This window comes from Vibrio sp. 1-1(7) (genome assembly GCF_013048485.1).
Classification (GTDB): Bacteria; Pseudomonadota; Gammaproteobacteria; order Enterobacterales; family Vibrionaceae; genus Vibrio; species Vibrio fujianensis.
On record NZ_VHSP01000001.1, the window covers coordinates 1,702,983 to 1,720,571 of the forward strand.

15 protein-coding genes are annotated in these 17,589 nt (G+C 44.1%); 3 read left to right on the plus strand and 12 right to left on the minus strand.

Annotated elements, in window-relative coordinates; all coding sequences use genetic code 11:
• Window positions 1-3: 3 nt before the first annotated feature.
• Entirely contained in the window at window positions 4-441 is a 438-nt protein-coding gene (locus FKN05_RS07840) for a universal stress protein (RefSeq protein WP_170887195.1), read from the plus strand.
• A gap of 134 nt (window positions 442-575) precedes the next feature.
• Window positions 576-980 (plus strand): DUF2061 domain-containing protein, encoded by a 405-nt coding sequence (locus FKN05_RS07845; RefSeq protein ID WP_099611702.1) that lies wholly within the window; start codon window positions 576-578, stop codon window positions 978-980.
• A 10-nt stretch (window positions 981-990) separates the two neighbouring features.
• On the opposite strand, the gene FKN05_RS07850 is transcribed toward FKN05_RS07845, so the two are convergent.
• The 3 genes from FKN05_RS07850 to malX form a co-directional block, all read right to left on the minus strand.
• Window positions 991-1,791: a glycosyl hydrolase 2 galactose-binding domain-containing protein gene (locus FKN05_RS07850; RefSeq protein ID WP_161427126.1), complete on the minus strand. Its 801-nt coding sequence runs from the start codon at window positions 1,789-1,791 to the stop codon at window positions 991-993.
• Window positions 1,792-2,036: 245 nt separating this feature from the next.
• Window positions 2,037-3,215, minus strand: a complete 1,179-nt coding sequence (locus tag FKN05_RS07855) for a MalY/PatB family protein (protein WP_161427127.1) — start codon at window positions 3,213-3,215, stop codon at window positions 2,037-2,039.
• A 90-nt stretch (window positions 3,216-3,305) separates the two neighbouring features.
• A complete protein-coding gene (gene malX, locus FKN05_RS07860; protein WP_099611699.1) occupies window positions 3,306-4,877 on the minus strand; it encodes a maltose/glucose-specific PTS transporter subunit IIBC in 1,572 nt (523 codons plus the stop codon).
• Window positions 4,878-5,113: 236 nt separating this feature from the next.
• Here malX and FKN05_RS07865 point away from each other — a divergent pair, with 236 nt between their 5' ends.
• Window positions 5,114-6,136: a Mal regulon transcriptional regulator MalI gene (locus FKN05_RS07865; RefSeq protein ID WP_099611698.1), complete on the plus strand. Its 1,023-nt coding sequence runs from the start codon at window positions 5,114-5,116 to the stop codon at window positions 6,134-6,136.
• Between the two features lie 201 nt (window positions 6,137-6,337).
• On the opposite strand, the gene rraB is transcribed toward FKN05_RS07865, so the two are convergent.
• From rraB to FKN05_RS07910, 9 genes are all read right to left on the minus strand, one after another.
• A complete protein-coding gene (rraB, locus tag FKN05_RS07870; RefSeq protein ID WP_161427129.1) occupies window positions 6,338-6,754 on the minus strand; it encodes a ribonuclease E inhibitor RraB in 417 nt (138 codons plus the stop codon).
• A 144-nt stretch (window positions 6,755-6,898) separates the two neighbouring features.
• Window positions 6,899-8,344 carry a metalloprotease TldD gene (gene tldD, locus FKN05_RS07875; protein WP_099611696.1) on the minus strand — a complete coding sequence of 482 codons (1,446 nt, stop codon included), beginning with the start codon at window positions 8,342-8,344 and terminating at the stop codon, window positions 6,899-6,901.
• A complete protein-coding gene (locus FKN05_RS07880) occupies window positions 8,341-9,174 on the minus strand; it encodes a carbon-nitrogen hydrolase family protein (RefSeq protein WP_170887196.1) in 834 nt (277 codons plus the stop codon). Before FKN05_RS07880 ends, tldD begins: the two co-directional genes overlap by 4 nt.
• Before the next feature lie 18 nt (window positions 9,175-9,192).
• Complete coding sequence (locus FKN05_RS07885; protein ID WP_099611694.1) at window positions 9,193-13,059, minus strand: YhdP family protein; 3,867 nt, start codon at window positions 13,057-13,059, stop codon at window positions 9,193-9,195.
• A 12-nt stretch (window positions 13,060-13,071) separates the two neighbouring features.
• Window positions 13,072-14,541 (minus strand): ribonuclease G, encoded by a 1,470-nt coding sequence (gene rng / locus FKN05_RS07890; RefSeq protein ID WP_099611693.1) that lies wholly within the window; start codon window positions 14,539-14,541, stop codon window positions 13,072-13,074.
• Between the two features lie 22 nt (window positions 14,542-14,563).
• Complete coding sequence (locus FKN05_RS07895) at window positions 14,564-15,130, minus strand: Maf family protein (RefSeq protein ID WP_099611692.1); 567 nt, start codon at window positions 15,128-15,130, stop codon at window positions 14,564-14,566.
• A complete protein-coding gene (gene mreD / locus FKN05_RS07900) occupies window positions 15,127-15,615 on the minus strand; it encodes a rod shape-determining protein MreD (RefSeq protein ID WP_099611691.1) in 489 nt (162 codons plus the stop codon). Before mreD ends, FKN05_RS07895 begins: the two co-directional genes overlap by 4 nt.
• The gene (gene mreC / locus FKN05_RS07905) at window positions 15,602-16,492 is read right to left on the minus strand and encodes a rod shape-determining protein MreC (protein ID WP_170887197.1); all 891 of its coding nucleotides are present in this window, start codon (window positions 16,490-16,492) and stop codon (window positions 15,602-15,604) included. Before mreC ends, mreD begins: the two co-directional genes overlap by 14 nt.
• Before the next feature lie 52 nt (window positions 16,493-16,544).
• Window positions 16,545-17,588 (minus strand): rod shape-determining protein, encoded by a 1,044-nt coding sequence (locus FKN05_RS07910; protein ID WP_099611689.1) that lies wholly within the window; start codon window positions 17,586-17,588, stop codon window positions 16,545-16,547.
• Between the last annotated feature and the right edge of the window lies 1 nt (window position 17,589).

Here is a 17,589-nt window from a genome sequence, read left to right on the forward strand (position 1 = left end):
ATTATGTATCACCATATCTTGGTTCCTGTCGATTTAAATGAGCAGGGCTTTGCAGATAAAGCAACCCAACTCGCCGTATGGCACGCCCAACAAAGTGGCGCTAAACTACACCTATTAACCGTTTTACCTGGTATTCATATGTCGATGGTGGCCACTTACTTTCCCCGTGATGCTGCAGTAAAAATGAAGCAGGATGTGCGAGAAAGGTTGGCACAATTTGCTCAGCAAAATGTTGCCTCTGACGTTGAATATCAACTGCATGTCGCAGAAGGAAAACCATACGCGACCATTCTGGAACATGCCGCTAAACTTCACGCCGACTTGATTATTATGCCGAGCCATAAACGTTCACGCATGGATAAAGTGATGCTGGGGTCTGTGGCCAGCAAAGTGGTTGAACACTCACCCATCAATGTGCTGGTTGTCAAACCACAAGGATAGATAATACCTCGGCGCTTCATGCGCCTTTTTTTGTTCGTTATTACCTATCAAATTAATTGTTCAATTCCCCTTTTCTTTTTGAGAATAATTATCAATAATGATTACATCAAAAAGAAACGGAGCGAGTAGACATTATGAAAAAGACATTAAGCTTTGCTGCTATACACTTTACCATCGCTTTCACTATCGCTTACATCCTAACTGGCGACATTATCCTCGGAAGTTTAATTGCAATGTTAGAGCCGATGGTGAACACCGTTGCTTTTTATTTCCACGAAAAAGCATGGACCAAACATCCATTCTTACTACGATATGCAAGTAAGCCACAGCTAAAAACCGCCAGCTTCGCTGTGATTCACTTCAGTGTTGCCTTTAGTATTGCTTACCTATTAACTGGCAGTTGGTTAGTTGGTGGCGTGATGGCGATGATTGAACCTAGCTTTAATACCTGCGCTTACTATTTCCACGAAAGATTGTGGCAAAGTATGCATCCACAGGCCAAAAGTTCAGAGCAAAATCATTGGGGCTGTGCCCATTAATCATCAAGGATTATAAAGGAAAGTGAGTGACACAAAGGTGCTCATTTAAACCTAATTTCAGCGCTACTTTTTGTCCATCTAACTCAACATTGATGGTATAAAGCGCAGCAGAATCAGGGTTCTCAGGCCGATAAATCTTGGGAGCCTCAACTTGAAATAGCGCACTCACACAATCACTACGAACATCAATCGGTAACTGATAAGTCATATGATCAAACTTGACCACTGCAGAAATCAACCCAGCCGCATACGATGTAAAAAATAAGCGAATCAGTAGTTCACATCCTCCACCATGATGCCAAATTTGCTCAGTGGTAATGTGTTCAAGCCGAACATGACGAATGCATTGTAAATAAGGCGCACGCCATATTCCCATTCGCTCGTCGTAACGCTGGGGTATTAACTCACCTAATACACACTGCTCCACCTCATCATGATCAATCAACGATTCTTCTTCTGGATAAAGAAATAGAATTTCGACCCGATTTCTACCTAGATTAAGCAAAGAGCGAATTTCTTTTTTATAGATTGCCTGAGTACCATCGCAATCAAACAGAGCCACCCCATTCAACCGCACCTCTGCATGATAATCGATCCCTTCTAGCACCAGATCGATCGCAGGATAACGCAGCAATTGCTCATCAACCTCAATATCGTGCATTAAATGCCATTCTTGTGCTGCAATAATAGATTCATCAAGTGATTCAGGTAAAACTGAACTAAGTGGTGCAGGAAAACAGAGATCCTGCTGTGGAATAGATAAATCGGTCAAGGGAGAAAGCTGCCAAAATCCGGCAAGAGAAAGTTGCATAATGGTTATCAAGGTTAATCTGTTTTCGCCATGTATACATGATCTAGATCAAAAATACCAGCCAAGTCGCTGGTATTTATCGTATAGAAAAAACACCAGCATACCACTAGCCAAATATGAGCTTAAACTTGATGTTTAGCATGGCCGATACCAAATAGTTTGAAACTCTATTTCTTCTACAACACAGTTTTAAATAACAGACTCTATGTTTAAGTAGCCATTTCTCAAACACTGCCACGATCGATTTATCGCTGCAATTTGATGGCTTGAATCAAGGCGGAAATACCCTGCTCGACTTTGCTTTTTGGGCAACCTAGATTGAGTCTGAGGTAACCTTTACCTGAATCGCCATAAACGTCACCAGACATAATAGCGACATTGAATTGTTCAATTAACGCCTGATTAAGCATCACCATATCTAGATTCAGAACAGACAAATCGATCCACGCCAAATACGTCGCGTCTGGCACCAGATAGATCACGTCAGAAAATGTACTTTGTAGCGTTTCTTTCACGTATTTATGATTAGCCAATACATAATTATTGAGCGCATTTAACCAAGCTTCACCATGCTGGTAAGCCGCCATCGTCGCGAGAACGCCCATGATAGAAGGCGATGAAAGTCCATCCACTTCCTTGAGTTTATGCAGATAACGTTCACGCGTTTGTGAATCTGCAATCAGCGCATAAGCTCCGTTTAATGCGGGAATATTGAATGATTTAGACGCAGAAGTAACCACAGCCCAATCTTGCGTGTTTCCAAATCCCACGTATGGAATATGACGCTTAAAGCACACATCCATATGAATTTCGTCGGAAATCACTTTGACTCGATACTTTTCACAAAGTACAGCCATTTGTTCCAGCTCACTTTGGCACCAAACTCGCCCAGTTGGATTATGAGGACTGCACAACAGCAGCACGGTGTTATTCACGTCAGCAAGCTTTGTTTCTAGATCTGACCAATCAATATCAAATCGACCTTGCTGCCGGATAAGCTGGCTACGAACGCACGTCCGACCTTGCCCTTCAATCATCTTGTCAAACGCATCATAAGCAGGTGTATGGAACACTACGCCCTGCCCAGGCTGACTCCACTGTTCAATCAATTTTGATACGATATAGATAACCGATGGGCCGTACACCAATTGCTGAGTATCAATTTCGCATTCAAAACGAGTTTGGTACCAATAGCGAATTGCTGATTTAAAATCATCATGATTCCAGCGACTATAACCTAATACCGGATGTTCCAGCCGTTGTTTAAGCACATTGATGACCGGCTCTGGCGCAGCAAAATCCATATCTGAAATCGTGAATGGTAATAGACCTGCTTTACCAAATCTATCTTGAACATAATCCCATTGTGTGCAGTAAGTTCCGGTGCGATTAATGGGGGTATCAAAATCGAAATTTTGAGTCATACGAATCTTCCAATATTAAGATCCCTCATCACAATCACATTTGGGGGTTCTTTCGATTGTGACGAGGGGGAGCATCTATCAAAGTAATGATTAGCTAGCTGACATGATGGCTTGCATTTCGTTCTTCACTAGATGAACTTGCGTACCAATTACGACTTGCAGATTGTGTTCATCAAGCTTCACTACACCTAGCGCGCCGTTGGCTTTCAACTTAGCATCATCAACCAAACTCATATCATTAACAGACAAACGAAGACGAGTAATACAGTTATCCAATGCCATAATGTTCTCTTTGCCACCGAGTGCTGCCAGTACCGCAGCACCTTTGCCGGATTCGTTGATGAATGCGGCCTCAAGCTCTTTGTCTACTTCCGTGGTATCGATTTCACGACCTGGTGTTTTTAGGTTGAACTTAGTAATCGCAAACTTAAACACCGAGTAATAAACCACAAACCAAACACCTGCCACCAACGGCACTAAGTACCATTTCGTCGCTGTGCCTTGCAAGATACCGAATACCAAAAAGTCAATCAGATTGCCGTCTGTGTTACCGATGGTTACATCAAGTAAGCCCATGATCATAAAACCTAGACCCGTTAGAATCGCATGGACGAAGTAAAGCACGGGGGCAACAAATAGGAACAAAAATTCAAGCGGCTCAGTAATACCACCAACCACACAAGCTACAACGCCAGAGATAAGCAACGCTTTAATTTTTGAACGGTTCTCAGGGCGAGCACAGTGATACATCGCAAGAGCCGCACCCGGTAAACCACCTAAGAAAGTTGGCATTTTACCTTGAGACAAGAATGCCGTGACTTCCGGTGTAAACGCCTTCGTATCAGGACAAGACAATTCAGAGTAGAAGATGTTTAGCGCGCCAGACACCGTTTGACCACACACATCCATTGTACCGCCCGCTTCTGTGAATCGAATCAACGCCACCAAGATATGATGAAGACCGATTGGCAGCAGTAAACGTTCACCTGTACCAAACAGCATTGGACCGAAATCGCCAGCACCTTCAATTACATGACCGATGCCGTTAATACCCGCAGCAAAATACGGCCATACGAATGGGATGAACACACCGACAACACCCAACACCAATGCTGAAATGATCGGAACAAAGCGAGCGCCGCCAAAAAATGCCAGCGCATCAGGCATTCTAAAGGTATAAAAGCGTTGATGAAGCTTCGCAACGATCACACCAACGATAACCGCACCGAGAATCCCCGTATCAATCGACTCAATGCCGATAATGCTTTTCACACCATAAGCTGTACGTTCTGTTTCACTATCCAATACATTTGCTACGGTTAAGAAAAAGTTGATCGCTAGATTGAACGCTGCATAACCAACAAAACCTGCAAAACCTGCCACGCCTTTTTCTTCACGCGCCAAACCAAGAGGAATCGCAACCGCAAACATCACGGGTAAATAGATAAATGCGACAAGACCAATTTTAGTCATCCACATAAACAGGTATTGCAAAAGGGTATTATCTAAAAATGGAATGGCTTCTTTGATGGCTGAACTGGAAAACGAACTACCGACACCAAGAAGAATGCCTGAGAATGCCAGCAGCGCGACGGGTAACATGAAGGTCTTACCGAGGCTTTGTAAGAACTCCCACATCGTCGATTTATTACTTTTAGACATAGTTTGTCTCCGAAATTTAAAAGCTTGTAGGGCTCATGCACATCACATTATGTGCACATTAAGTATTATTTTTATGCGCTTAATATACATAGATAAAAATTTTGATAAAACGTTTTACCAACATTCTGTGATCCAGTTAAATAACTCTTTACATAAACCGTGTGGGACTTTCAAGTTAACGCTAATAGGGTTAAAGTTTACTGATAAAACGTTTTTTCAATCGATAAAGTGAATTTATGTTATCCAAAAAAGTGACTATCACAGAAGTTGCTCAGCATGCAGGCGTATCAATTACTACTGTCTCTATGGTGCTGGGGAATAAAGGACGGATATCTTCAGACACAATAGAAAAGGTCAACGCTGCGGTGGAGGAACTCGGCTATATCCGCAACCGTACTGCTGCCAACTTACGCTCTAACTCAAGTGAAATTATCGGACTGATTCTCAAAGACATCAGCGATCCTTACTATGCGGAAATCGCTGCAGGATTGAGTGAAGAGATAGAGCAACAAGGTTACATGTTATTTTTAGCTCAAAGTGGTGATAGCCAAGAAAAATTTGAAAAATGTATTTTCACTATGGCAAACCAAGGCGTAGGTGGAATCGCATTTTGTCCAGTGGGTGAAAACCAACAGTTCAACGCAGAAAACTTAAGACAGCATAATCTACCAATGGTATGCATTTCACGAGCCTCAGTGGATAAGCAAATCGACTACGTAGGCCCAGACAATATGTACGCTGCTAAACTTGCGACAGAACATCTAATTCAGCAAGGTCATCGAAGAATTGCATATGTTGGTGGCGCAAGTAGTTCATTGTGCCGTGCTGAGCGTATTGGCGGGTACTGTTCTTCTCTGATGCAATTTGGTTTACCCTTTAAATCAGAGTGGATCGTTGAATGTGAGAAAAGCCAAGCCTCTGCAGCACAAACCGTGCAGCAATTGTTGTTAGAACATCCACAAATCACCGCAATGCTTTGCCATCATTCATCAACAGCACTGGGCGCTGTCTATGGCATACATCGAGCTGGACGCTCAATCGGTAAAGATCAGTTTATTGGTGAGCAAATATCGGTAATCGGCTTTGATGATGTTGAAGAAGCAGAACTGATTGAGCCGTCGCTCACTTTTGTTAATTCCAATGCGCGCGAGATGGGAAGACAAGCCGCAAAACGATTGATCAATCAACTGAAACAAGAAGACGATGAACCTTATAGCTTAATCCTTCCACCAAAGCTCATTATTCGTGAGTCGGCGTGACGCCCCTACATCATTTTTCCACTGTTTTTAAGCATGGCTCCGCTGGTTAACAGTATCAAATGACCCACCATCCTAATGGTTATCTGTTAACCAAATCTCTTCATTTATAAAAAGTAATTAAGAGTTAGAGCGAGTGCTTAACGGAGAGAGGTATCAGCGCAAAAGCCTCACCATGTATGGCAAGGCCTTGATTAATAATGACTATTCTTCGTTATCGTCATCTTCTTCATCGTATAACGCGTCGTCACCTTCGTAATAGGTTCCCCATCCATCATAAATAACGTCAAATTTTTCGGCCAGATTGACTAATTTTTCAACTTGTTCATCAATAGCTTGAGGGTTTAGTACCGATGACATGGTCGCATCAAAACAGAGTAACTTATTACCCTCTTCATCTTCGGCTTCTTCAGCTTCCAGTACTTCAAAGCCAAGTTTAAATGCTTCAACCGCCGCTTTTTCTAACTTATCGAAGTCTTCTGAAAAGAAGTGGTGTTCAATTTCATATAAGGCTTCTGGATCACTGCCGTCATCGAGTAGCGCTTGAATAATTTCACGAGTCTCTTCTTTTTGCATTTCAATAAATGCTTCAACAGAGAGATAGTCATCATCATGAGACATAGCTGTGGCTCCAAGTAAATAGGCTTAAATTTTTGTGCGACGAAATATCGCACGGTTCCTCATAAATTACCACCAGCAAAATGATCTTCTACCGATCTTTTCTCTCGCTCGGTCAGGAATAGATGAGGCTCTCTCCAATATCGCTTATTCCGTTCCGCCAACAGTTAACGCATCGAGTTTCAATGTCGGTTGCCCAACCCCAACTGGCACACTCTGTCCAGCTTTCCCACAGACACCGACACCACGATCAAGGCTCAGATCGTTACCAACCATAGAAACTTGCTGCATTGCCTCGATGCCAGATCCTATCAAGGTGGCTCCTTTAATTGGTTGAGTGATCTTACCGTTTTCTATTAGGTAAGCTTCTGATGCTGAGAACACGAATTTTCCTGAAGTAATATCAACTTGCCCCCCACCAAAGTTAGGGGCGTAAATTCCTTTTTTGACACTGGCGATGATCTCTTCTGGTGTATGTTGGCCTGGCAACATATAGGTATTGGTCATGCGGGGCATCGGCAAGTGCGCATAAGATTCACGGCGACCATTCCCTGTTGGCGCAACCCCCATAAGACGTGCGTTCAACTTATCTTGCATATACCCTTTGAGTACACCATTTTCAATCAACACATTATATTGTCCATTGACACCTTCATCATCAACGTTAAGTGAACCTCGCAGATCTTTTAACGTGCCATCATCAACAATTGTGCAAAGGTTTGAGGTGACTTTTTTGCCTATTTTTCCAGCAAACATCGATGATCCTTTACGATTGAAATCACCTTCTAACCCATGTCCGACAGCTTCATGTAGTAGAACCCCCGGCCAGCCAGAACCAAGTACCACGGGCATGGTTCCTGCCGGAGCGGCAACCGCCTCTAAATTGACTAACGCTTGTCGAATGGCTTCATCTGCATAAGCAAAGGCAATTTTCTGACCATTCTCCTCATTGAGAAAGTAATCGTAATTAAATCGACCACCGCCACCGGCGCTACCACGCTCGCGACGCTCACCTTTGGTCGCCAGTACCGAAATCGATAGGCGTACTAATGGACGGGTATCACCCGCATACGTCCCATCAGTCGCGGCGACTAGCATCTGCTCATGTACTCCACTTAAACTGATCGATACCTCTTGAATCAAAGGTTCTTTGGTACGGATATAAGCATCTAACTGCTGTAATAACTCGGTTTTTTTCTGTTTTTCCCAACTGTCTAACGGGTTAGCGGCTGCATAATAGTGCTGATTTTCGGTACGATGAAATGCTTTGACATGCGCATTTTTTCCTTGCTGAGCAATGCCTCGTGCGGCGATTGCACTCTGCTTTAAACCCTCTAATTGAATTTGATCAGCGTACGCAAAACCAGTTTTTTCGCCACTGATCGCTCTGACGCCTAACCCACAATCAATATTAAACGAGCCATCTTTAATAATGCTGTCTTCTAAGACCAAAGATTCATGCCAACTGGACTGAAAATAAATATCTGCATAATCAATGTCACGAGTGGTGATACTGGCCAAAGTATCAGCAATATCTTGTTCACTGAGGCCGGTAGGGGTTAGTAGTGCCTCTTCTATACGGGTAATACTCATAGCGGATTCTTTTTCTCTATCAATTGATTATAAAAACGTGTGTGTTCCATAACAGGCATGGTACGGCGAATGGATTCTATCTGCTTGACATCAATCTCTACCACTAAACATCCGGGCTCTTGAGAAAGTGAAGCGATCACCTCTCCCCATGGGCTGACAACCATGGAGTGTCCCCATGTTTCACGACCACAGGGGTGACGGCCCGTTTGACCGACGGCAATAACCCAGCACTGAGTTTCTATCGCTCTTGCCTGCAACAATATTTGCCAGTGAGCTTTGCCAGTTACCGCAGTAAAGGCGGCAGGCACCAATAACACTTGAGCCCCTTGCTGACGTAGCTGACAATATAGCTGAGGAAAACGCAGATCGTAACAGATCGACAAGCCTAACATACCGAGAGGTGTGTCTACGACCACCACTCGGTTACCAGCCGTAAATGTGGCCGATTCTCGGTAACGATGATGGCTATCTGCGATCTCCACATCAAATAGATGTAACTTGTCATAATCAGCTACCCGTTCACCTTGAGGATTAAACAGTATCGAGCTGCTGGTGATGCCATTTTGACGACGAATAGGCAAGCTACCCACCAAAAACCACATTTGATAACGTCTCGCCAACTTTGCCAATTTTTGTTGGATAGGCCCTTGAAGTAGAGGCTCAGCCTGTTGCCGATAATCCAGATGTCGTCCAAATAGAATGGCGTTTTCTGGTGTGAACGCCCATGTTACTTTTTGTTTCGCTAACTGGGCTAATTGCCGTTCAATCGCCTGAAGATTGTCACTGACCGATGAGCCTGAGGTCATTTGTATTAAACCTAACCTTGCCATACTAAACTCCTTATTCGGTTATTTCTTCAGTTTTTCTGGCAACTTAAACTCCCCTTTACTGCGCGATAACTCTTTCACCGTAGGCGAGTCAATCGGACCAATGACTTGATAATTAACTTGGGTAAAGACTTCCACCACAGGAGAGATAACCGTAGTAATCGCCAACACATACAAAGCCGTAGCGGGAGTAACGGCAAAAGCGGTCATCACTGGGAGTCCGGAGGTAATATCTGGAATAAAATTCACCTCAGCATCGACCGTGCGCGTATTTAAGTCCGCCATGCCTTTAATCGTCATCTCACCGGCAATCGCATCCATTTTGATGTTATTCGTGACAAAAATACCTTGCGAAAACTCACCACTGCCAGTGATGCGGCTAAATGCCATGCCTTTATCAAAAATATCACTAAAGTCTAGCTGCATTTTACGAATGATCGAATCAAGGCTAAAGATGCCTAGTAGCTTAGATGCGCCACTGACATTAGAGATCACCCCTTTACCTAATTTGGTTGCCAATTGACCTTGTAAAGTATTAACCTTCATCGACCAAGGAGAGCCTTGCCATTGCATCTGGCTAGTGATCTCAAATGGAGCTTTTTGGATACCAGAAGTAATTCCGAACCGCTCCATTAAATCGCTGTTATTTTCACCCTTCATCGCCAAATTCATACTGGTTTGACTGTCGTTTTCCGTGAGTGTCCACTCACCATTGATATGTATTTGGTTTGACCCGCTGACGATGTCAATTCGCTTCCACGCGAGAGTTTCACCTTGACGTTGAAAATCCATATTAAGCGTACCGACCTTATACCCCTGTAACCAAAAGTCATCAATCAGTAAGGTTAAATTGGGCATCAACGCATGGAATTGACGATCAAATTCAGAAATTAACGGCGCTTGTTGCTTTAATCTATCCACGAGCAAGGTACTGCCATCACTAGGTTTCATCTCAAGTTGGGGGAGATAAATATGCAAACGTTGCAACGAAATACTGAGATCATAAGGTTCAATATAGCTGGCCTGTCCTTGTATTTCTTGGCTATTGATCTCTGCCTGCCAGCCAAGATTTTTTTGTCGAGCTGAAAATTCAACATCATGCCACTCTAACTCCCCTAATGTGAGTTCCTTGACATGCACATCGATGCGCTCAGGTAATGGTATTGGTGGGGGATTGATCGAATTCAATCTAGCACCAGAAGAGGAGGGTGATATTTGCTGAACAAGCGCTAACCACTGATCGACATTGAACCGTTCACTCCGTATTTGAGCCTGATGTCCCACAACCGGACTCATCTTAAAGCTACCTTGTCCAAGTAAAAGATAACTTGCCTTCAGTTCAGGCATTGACTGAGTGATGTCAATTTCTGCTTGATATTTGGCCTCAGGAAGCTGTAGCCGTGCTGAGATCGTTTGTTGATTACCTGAAGCCTGTAAACGTGCAACGCCAGGCGTATTGAATGATTTTGTGAATGGGTAAGGATAGTCACTGGTTATCGAGCGTAGGTTTACCTGCGTATCAATCTGATAAGTAAACCCCACATCACTAAGCTGAATATCGACTCCCATTTGCCAAGCGGCATGGCCAGATACAGGGGCTAGCCAGGACTCACCCACATAAGGTTTAAGCCGCGATGTTTCCCAGTCACCAAGCAGATCAATCGCCACATTATAACCTTGCTGAGCACTTTCGCCTTTGAAGTCAAAAGAGATCGGCTGGGTTAACAATTGAGCCGATAATCCAGCCGCCGTCACTCTATCATTATCAAAATGGATGCGTCCAGATACGGTTTCTAGCGTCATCGAGGGTGTTTGAATATTGACATGATTCTGCTTTAAATCAGCCCATCCCCAAGCTCGAATATCTCGGGTATGCTCAAATGGAATACTCAGTTGAAACTCAGAACTTACCGAACCATTCACCTCAATGGTTGTTAACGCTGCGCCAACCGAATCAACTAATGGCGTGGCGGTCATATAGTCTCGTACGGCATTGCCTTGCCCTTCGACAGTGGCATTTAGTTCTAACTTTCCGTCACTGGCAAGTTCCGCTATTTGTCCAACAATCCGCTGAGCTTTCACTCCCATCAGGGTCGCAGAACGTGAGTCGAGGTACATGGCATCGTTTTCAAAGAGTAAATCGAGCTGTAAATCGGTGATCGTTGGCCAAGCCGTATCGAAACTAAATTGTGCCTCTTTTAATCCGACCCAAGCTTGAAAAACGCCATTGTTCTTCGAATAAGGAAATTCATTCAATGCTCCATACCAAAGTAACTTTGCTGTTTTTACTTTGCCGCCCTGAATTGAGGTCGAGAGGTAGTCGGTTAACTCTTGCCCTAATGCTAAAGTGGGTAAATAACGCCAAGTTTCACCGGCATTGTATAAATCAGCCTCAGCATAGAAGGAGAGAAAAGGTGGGCTTTGATGCGGAAAGTCTAGCCGAAAAGCCCCTAATACTTGTAAATCTGGCGTAGCGGCAGTGATTTTATCCGCCCATAAAGACCAACCTTGTTCATTGTTCTGCCAAACAAGATCAAGCGCGGCTTGACGAACAGATAAAGGAGCTTGAAAAACTTCCCCATAAGGAAGCGTGTCATCGATCAATGAAGCATGAATCACAGCTTGATCTGGCGTACCTGAAATATAAGCTTGTAAGTGATGAACTTCCGGCAGTAATGCCCATTGATCAATCATTCCTTGATTGAGTTTAGCGGAATAATGAATCGGTTGATTGATGTGTTTGCTAATACGAATATCTTCGAGCCTGCCGTGTGGGTTAAGCTTAGCAACCCAAGTTCGAAGTTCATTTTTCTCTGGAACTAGCGTCATAAAGGGGGATAACGTTTCTAGCGCCAACTGAGAAACATTAACTCGCCAACGATCAGGCTGCCAATCAAACGCCACATCAAGGCTAGGCCAAGGTGTATGATCGGTACGTAAATTCAAGGCATGAGCACTCACCTGCCATCCCTTCGCTGTCGGAGATAGTTTGAGTATTCCTGACTCTAATAATAATTCATGCTGTTCTTGCCCATGCCAAGAAATTTCCGAGGGTTTTAGCTCCACATAGCCGTCAATCGGTTGGTTATGCTCAAGTGTCACCCAAGCATTAAAACTCACCACGCCGCGCTCAATACCGACTTCATCGGTGAAATATCGAGTCAGCCATGGACGCACTCTTAACTGATCAGCACTGATGTAAAAATTGCCTGAGATATCACGCAATGAACCATGATCCTGAAAATCGGCCCGTACATTTAATGAATTGATTTCACTATCGGCTAAACTAACGATCCCTTCCGCTCGATGCTGTTGTTCTTGGTTTTGCCAATGGAGTTTTTCAATTTCAATCTGGCGCAGATCGCCCGCCAGCGTTTGGTAAAAAACCCTAGAATCTTGAATAGAAAAATCATCAAGTTGACGTAAAAATAGGTTATCTATACGCTGCAGGATCACACCTTGACTATTAAATGAAGGGTTAGATTCCGCTTGCTGTAATGCTAACCAATCAATCGAACGAATATCTAAGTTCAGTTGGTGGATAATAAGGTTGGCAACCACAGGCTGACGTTGCAGTAGACTTTGTAATAAATCAAATTCCACATCCACACGTTGAGCCTGAAACTGGATCTGACTTCCGTCTGGCAAATTAGCCTGCACCCCCTCTAATGACAACGAAGGGTGAGTATTGCGCCAAAAGCCACGCACATCTGAAACAACCCATTGGATTTGAGTACCGTCACTCACCCAATGTTGAATTTCGTCTTTGAAACGATTCATTTCTGGCAACAGAACGCGTAGCAAGGTGACAAGCAAAGCCAGCACCACTAATACACTAATCAGTAGCCATAACACCATCCGCCCAAGGCGAGTTAAACTCGAAATCACCCACAATCCTACTTACATCATGACAACATCAAATTGCTCTTGAACATACAAAGATTCCGCTTTAATGCGCACTTCTTTACCAATAAAAACTTCAAGCTCAGCAAGAGAATGGGACTCATCCCCTTGTAAAGTTTCAGCCACTGCAGGTGAGGCATATACCACAAACTTATCCGCATCATAAGCACGATTGACTCGTGTTACTTCACGCAGAATTTCAAAACAAACGGTTTCCACGGTTTTCACTGTGCCGCGACCTTCACAAGTTGGACAAGTAGAACAGAGCACATGTTCAATACTTTCTCGGGTACGTTTACGGGTCATTTCAACTAAACCGAGATGAGTAAACCCATTAATATTGGTTTTCACTCTATCTTTGCTTAATGCGGCTTCTAAAGAAATTAACACTCGCTTACGATGTTCATCAGACGCCATATCGATAAAATCGATAATAATAATCCCACCAAGATTGCGTAGTCGTAGTTGGCGAGCAATAGCTTGCGTTGCTTCGACATTGATATTAAAAATCGTTTCTTCTAAGTTTCGCCGCCCTACAAAAGCGCCGGTATTAATATCTATCGTTGTCATGGCTTCGGTCTGATCAATGATCAGATAACCACCCGACTTCAACTCCACTTTTCGCTCTAATGAGCGTTGAATTTCATTTTCGGTATCGTACATGTCGAAGATAGGTTTATCCCCTTCGTACAAACACAGTTTATCCGTCAGTTCCGGAACAAATTCAGAGGTAAATTCAATCAGATTATCGTATTCAATCCGTGAGTCGACTAAAATTTTAGTCAAGTCTGTACCAACAAAATCTCTGATAATTCGTTGTGCAAGCCCTAGCTCACCATAGAGCGTTGAACGCGTTTTATATTTCGCTCGGCGCTCCATCACTTTGCTCCACAAGCGCTTTAAGAAAGCGGCATCTTGGGCTAATTCTTTTTCATTTGCGCCTTCGGCTGCGGTACGAATAATAAAGCCGCCATGTTCATCGCAATAGTGAGCGACCACTTTTTTCAAGCGCTCTCGCTCACTTTCACTTTCGATCCGTTGAGAAACGCCAACATGGCTTGCGCCTGGCATATAAACCAGATAGCGCGAAGGAAGAGTAATATCAGTGGTCAGGCGAGCTCCTTTCGTACCAAGTGGATCTTTAACAACTTGTACTACGATATCTTGCCCTTGCCGAACCAGCTCTGAAATATCACGAACTTTAAACTGCTGTTTCTCGTTTTCTGACACACATTCAGTATGAGGAACAATATCGGAGGCATGTAAAAAAGCCGCTTTATCTAGCCCGATATCAACAAATGCCGCCTGCATCCCCGGTAATACCCGGCTCACTTTTCCTTTATAAATATTGCCAACAATACCGCGTTTAGCTTCACGTTCAATGTGGATTTCCTGTAGAACACCACCTTCAATCATAGCGACCCGAGTCTCACTCGGTGTCACGTTTAACAACAACTCCGCACTCATGAGCGCACCTCAATGATTAAAATTATAAAAATTCGTGCAAGAGCTGGTCAGTTTCATATAGCGGTAACCCAACGACCGCGTAATAGCTACCTTCAATCCTAGTTACAAACTTTCCACCCAATCCCTGAATAGCATAACTGCCAGCTTTATCGCATGGCTCACCACTTTGCCAATATTGTTCAATGTCGTGTTCAGATAGCGGCTTAAACCAAACATCCGTCGTGACAACCACAGTACGATGACGCGCCATCGTCGCCACCGTTACCGCCGTCATGACTTGATGGCGAGCCTGAGATAACTGCTGCAACATACGATGGGCATCAATAAAATTACTGGGTTTTTCCAACACCTGATCATCAAGCACAACAATGGTATCTGAGCCGATAACGATAGCGTTAGCCCCCGCTAATGTCAGACCTGCATAGGCTTTGTCTTGCGACAAACGTTCAACATATGCTCGGGGAGTTTCCCCTACTTGGCGTGATTCCTCTACGTTCGGAACGACAATATCGAAGGAGTAACCCAATTGGGTGAGCAACTCACGGCGTCTCGGTGAGCCGGACGCCAATACTAATTTTTTCTCACTCATTTTATATGCCAATGGCGTCGAACTCGACGCAGCAGTAAAAACATCCATGGCCAAAGTATACAGCTAATCACGCCACTCCAAAGAGAGAGAGGATTAAAAGCCACATCTTGAATGAGATATTCGCCAAAAAAAATCAAAACTTCCAACCCCATGGCTAATAACGCAATAATGATCGCTTGCTGCCATAACGCCATATTACGCAAGACCAGAAAGTTCATCGCGACAAGATAAATGATGATCGACATCATCATACCGCGAATACCCAGAGTTGAACCAAGCAGTAAGTCCCAAAACAATCCAAGAGTGAAAGCAGTACCAACATTCACGCGATGTGGCAAAGCCATCACCCAATAGCAAGTCACCAGTAACAGCCATGAAGGACGCAATAGGTCAAGCGTCCCAGGCCAAGGAATGGTTTGCACCACTAACGCCAGTAAAAAAGATCCCCAAATAACGCTACGACTGGTCCAATCATTGTGCGCCATTATCGCTCTCCTTGGTCATTTGCTCCGGATTCGCTTGTAATACTTTTTGTTGGCGATCTTCATTTGGCCAAATTAATAGCAAGTAGCGCAGACGATTAAAATCCACCACGGGTGACGCTTTTATTGAAGCGAATTCACGTCGGGTGTCTTTATCAACGTGCGAAAGATAAGCAACAGGGTATCCTTCTGGGTAAACACCACCAAGGCCAGAAGTCACCAACATATCTCCCACCTCCATATCGGTGCTGGTTGCGATATGCTCTAACTGGATTTCATCGGTTTGTCCATTACCAGAGGCAACCACCCGAATATCATTACGAATATTTTGTACGGGTATAGCACTGTTGGGATCGACTAATAATAATACCCGACTATTATGTGCCGCCACGAAAGTCACCTGACCGACGATCCCTTTCTCATTAATCACCGGTTGACCTTCATAAACACCATCCAATCGCCCTTTATCGATCACCACTTGGTGTCGATAAGGCGAGGTATCGACCCCCATAACTTCAGCCACGACTTTTTTCTCATCTCGCACAAAAGACGAACCAAGCAGCTTACGTAACCGTTGATTTTCTTCCCGATATTGATCCAGTAAGATCAAATCGCTTTTTAGTGCTAACACTTCTCGTTTTAGACTGCGATTAGAGTCCATCAACTGTTGTCGAGAACTAAATCGTTCATAAAAACCATCGAACATACTGCGTGGCAAGTCGGCGGCATATTGAATTGGAGCGACCATGCTATTGAGTAGAAAACGAACTTGAGAAAATACATCTAAACGACTATCAGCCAGCATGAGGCTGGCTGATACGATGATCGCAAAAAATAGACGTAGCTGAAGAGAAGGCCCTCGACCAAATATTGGCTTCATCTTAAACAATCCTAGATTTGTATTCTGGCATAGTGATCCTGCCAAAAAGCCATTATTCGTCGCTGAACAGATCGCCACCATGCATATCGATCATTTCTAAAGCTTTACCGCCACCACGGGCAACACAAGTCAGCGGATCTTCAGCAATCACCACTGGGATTCCCGTTTCTTCGGTTAATAGACGATCCAGCTCTTTTAATAAAGCGCCACCGCCGGTCAGCACCATGCCATTTTCTGAGATATCCGACGCTAGCTCTGGTGGACACTGCTCTAACGCCACCATCACCGCAGAAACAATGCCACTTAATGGTTCTTGCAGCGCTTCGAGAATTTCATTGGAATTAAGAGTAAAGCTGCGCGGAACCCCTTCTGCTAAGTTTCGACCGCGAACTTCTATTTCTAAGACTTGATCACCCGGATAAGCTGAACCTATCTCATGCTTGATCTTTTCAGCGGTGGCTTCACCGATCAAACTGCCGTAGTTACGACGCACATAGTTAATGATCGCTTCATCAAAACGATCACCACCGATACGTACGGAAGAAGAATAAACCACCCCATTGAGTGAGATAACCGCAACTTCAGTGGTCCCACCACCGATATCGATCACCATCGAACCGGTTGGCTCAGAAACACGTAAACCTGCACCAATCGCGGCGGCCATCGGCTCGTCAATTAGATAAACTTCACGCGCGCCAGCGCCGAGGGCTGATTCACGAATGGCACGACGTTCAACTTGCGTTGAACCACAAGGCACGCACACTAATACGCGTGGGCTGGGTTTTAGTACGCTGTTGTCATGCACTTGGCGAATAAAATGCTGCAGCATTTTCTCGGTGACATAGAAATCAGCAATTACACCATCTTTCATGGGACGAATAGCTGAAATATTACCTGGCGTACGACCCAGCATTTGCTTTGCCGCATGTCCAACTGCGGCGACCGTTTTACCACCGCGGCCTTTGTCTTGGCGAATCGCAACGACAGAAGGTTCATCAAGAACAATCCCTTGTCCTTTTACATAAATAAGTGTGTTGGCTGTACCTAAATCTATTGATAGGTCATTGGAAAACATGCCACGAAGTTTCTTAAACATA

Excerpts from the sequence above, each read along its gene's own strand:
- FKN05_RS07855 (WP_161427127.1), bottom strand. The coding sequence starts at position 3,215 with ATGACTCAAAATTTCGATTTTGATACCCCCATTAATCGCACCGGAACT.
- mreD (WP_099611691.1), bottom strand. The coding sequence starts at position 15,615 with ATGGCGCACAATGATTGGACCAGTCGTAGCGTTATTTGGGGATCTTTT.
- FKN05_RS07880 (WP_170887196.1), bottom strand. The coding sequence starts at position 9,174 with ATGGCAAGGTTAGGTTTAATACAAATGACCTCAGGCTCATCGGTCAGT.
- FKN05_RS07895 (WP_099611692.1), bottom strand. The coding sequence starts at position 15,130 with ATGAGTGAGAAAAAATTAGTATTGGCGTCCGGCTCACCGAGACGCCGT.
- rraB (WP_161427129.1), bottom strand. The coding sequence starts at position 6,754 with ATGTCTCATGATGATGACTATCTCTCTGTTGAAGCATTTATTGAAATG.
- FKN05_RS07850 (WP_161427126.1), bottom strand. The coding sequence starts at position 1,791 with ATGCAACTTTCTCTTGCCGGATTTTGGCAGCTTTCTCCCTTGACCGAT.
- tldD (WP_099611696.1), bottom strand. The coding sequence starts at position 8,344 with ATGAGTATTACCCGTATAGAAGAGGCACTACTAACCCCTACCGGCCTC.
- FKN05_RS07845 (WP_099611702.1), top strand. The coding sequence starts at position 576 with ATGAAAAAGACATTAAGCTTTGCTGCTATACACTTTACCATCGCTTTC.
- mreC (WP_170887197.1), bottom strand. The coding sequence starts at position 16,492 with ATGAAGCCAATATTTGGTCGAGGGCCTTCTCTTCAGCTACGTCTATTT.
- FKN05_RS07865 (WP_099611698.1), top strand. The coding sequence starts at position 5,114 with ATGTTATCCAAAAAAGTGACTATCACAGAAGTTGCTCAGCATGCAGGC.
- rng (WP_099611693.1), bottom strand. The coding sequence starts at position 14,541 with ATGAGTGCGGAGTTGTTGTTAAACGTGACACCGAGTGAGACTCGGGTC.
- FKN05_RS07910 (WP_099611689.1), bottom strand. The coding sequence starts at position 17,588 with ATGTTTAAGAAACTTCGTGGCATGTTTTCCAATGACCTATCAATAGAT.
- malX (WP_099611699.1), bottom strand. The coding sequence starts at position 4,877 with ATGTCTAAAAGTAATAAATCGACGATGTGGGAGTTCTTACAAAGCCTC.
- FKN05_RS07840 (WP_170887195.1), top strand. The coding sequence starts at position 4 with ATGTATCACCATATCTTGGTTCCTGTCGATTTAAATGAGCAGGGCTTT.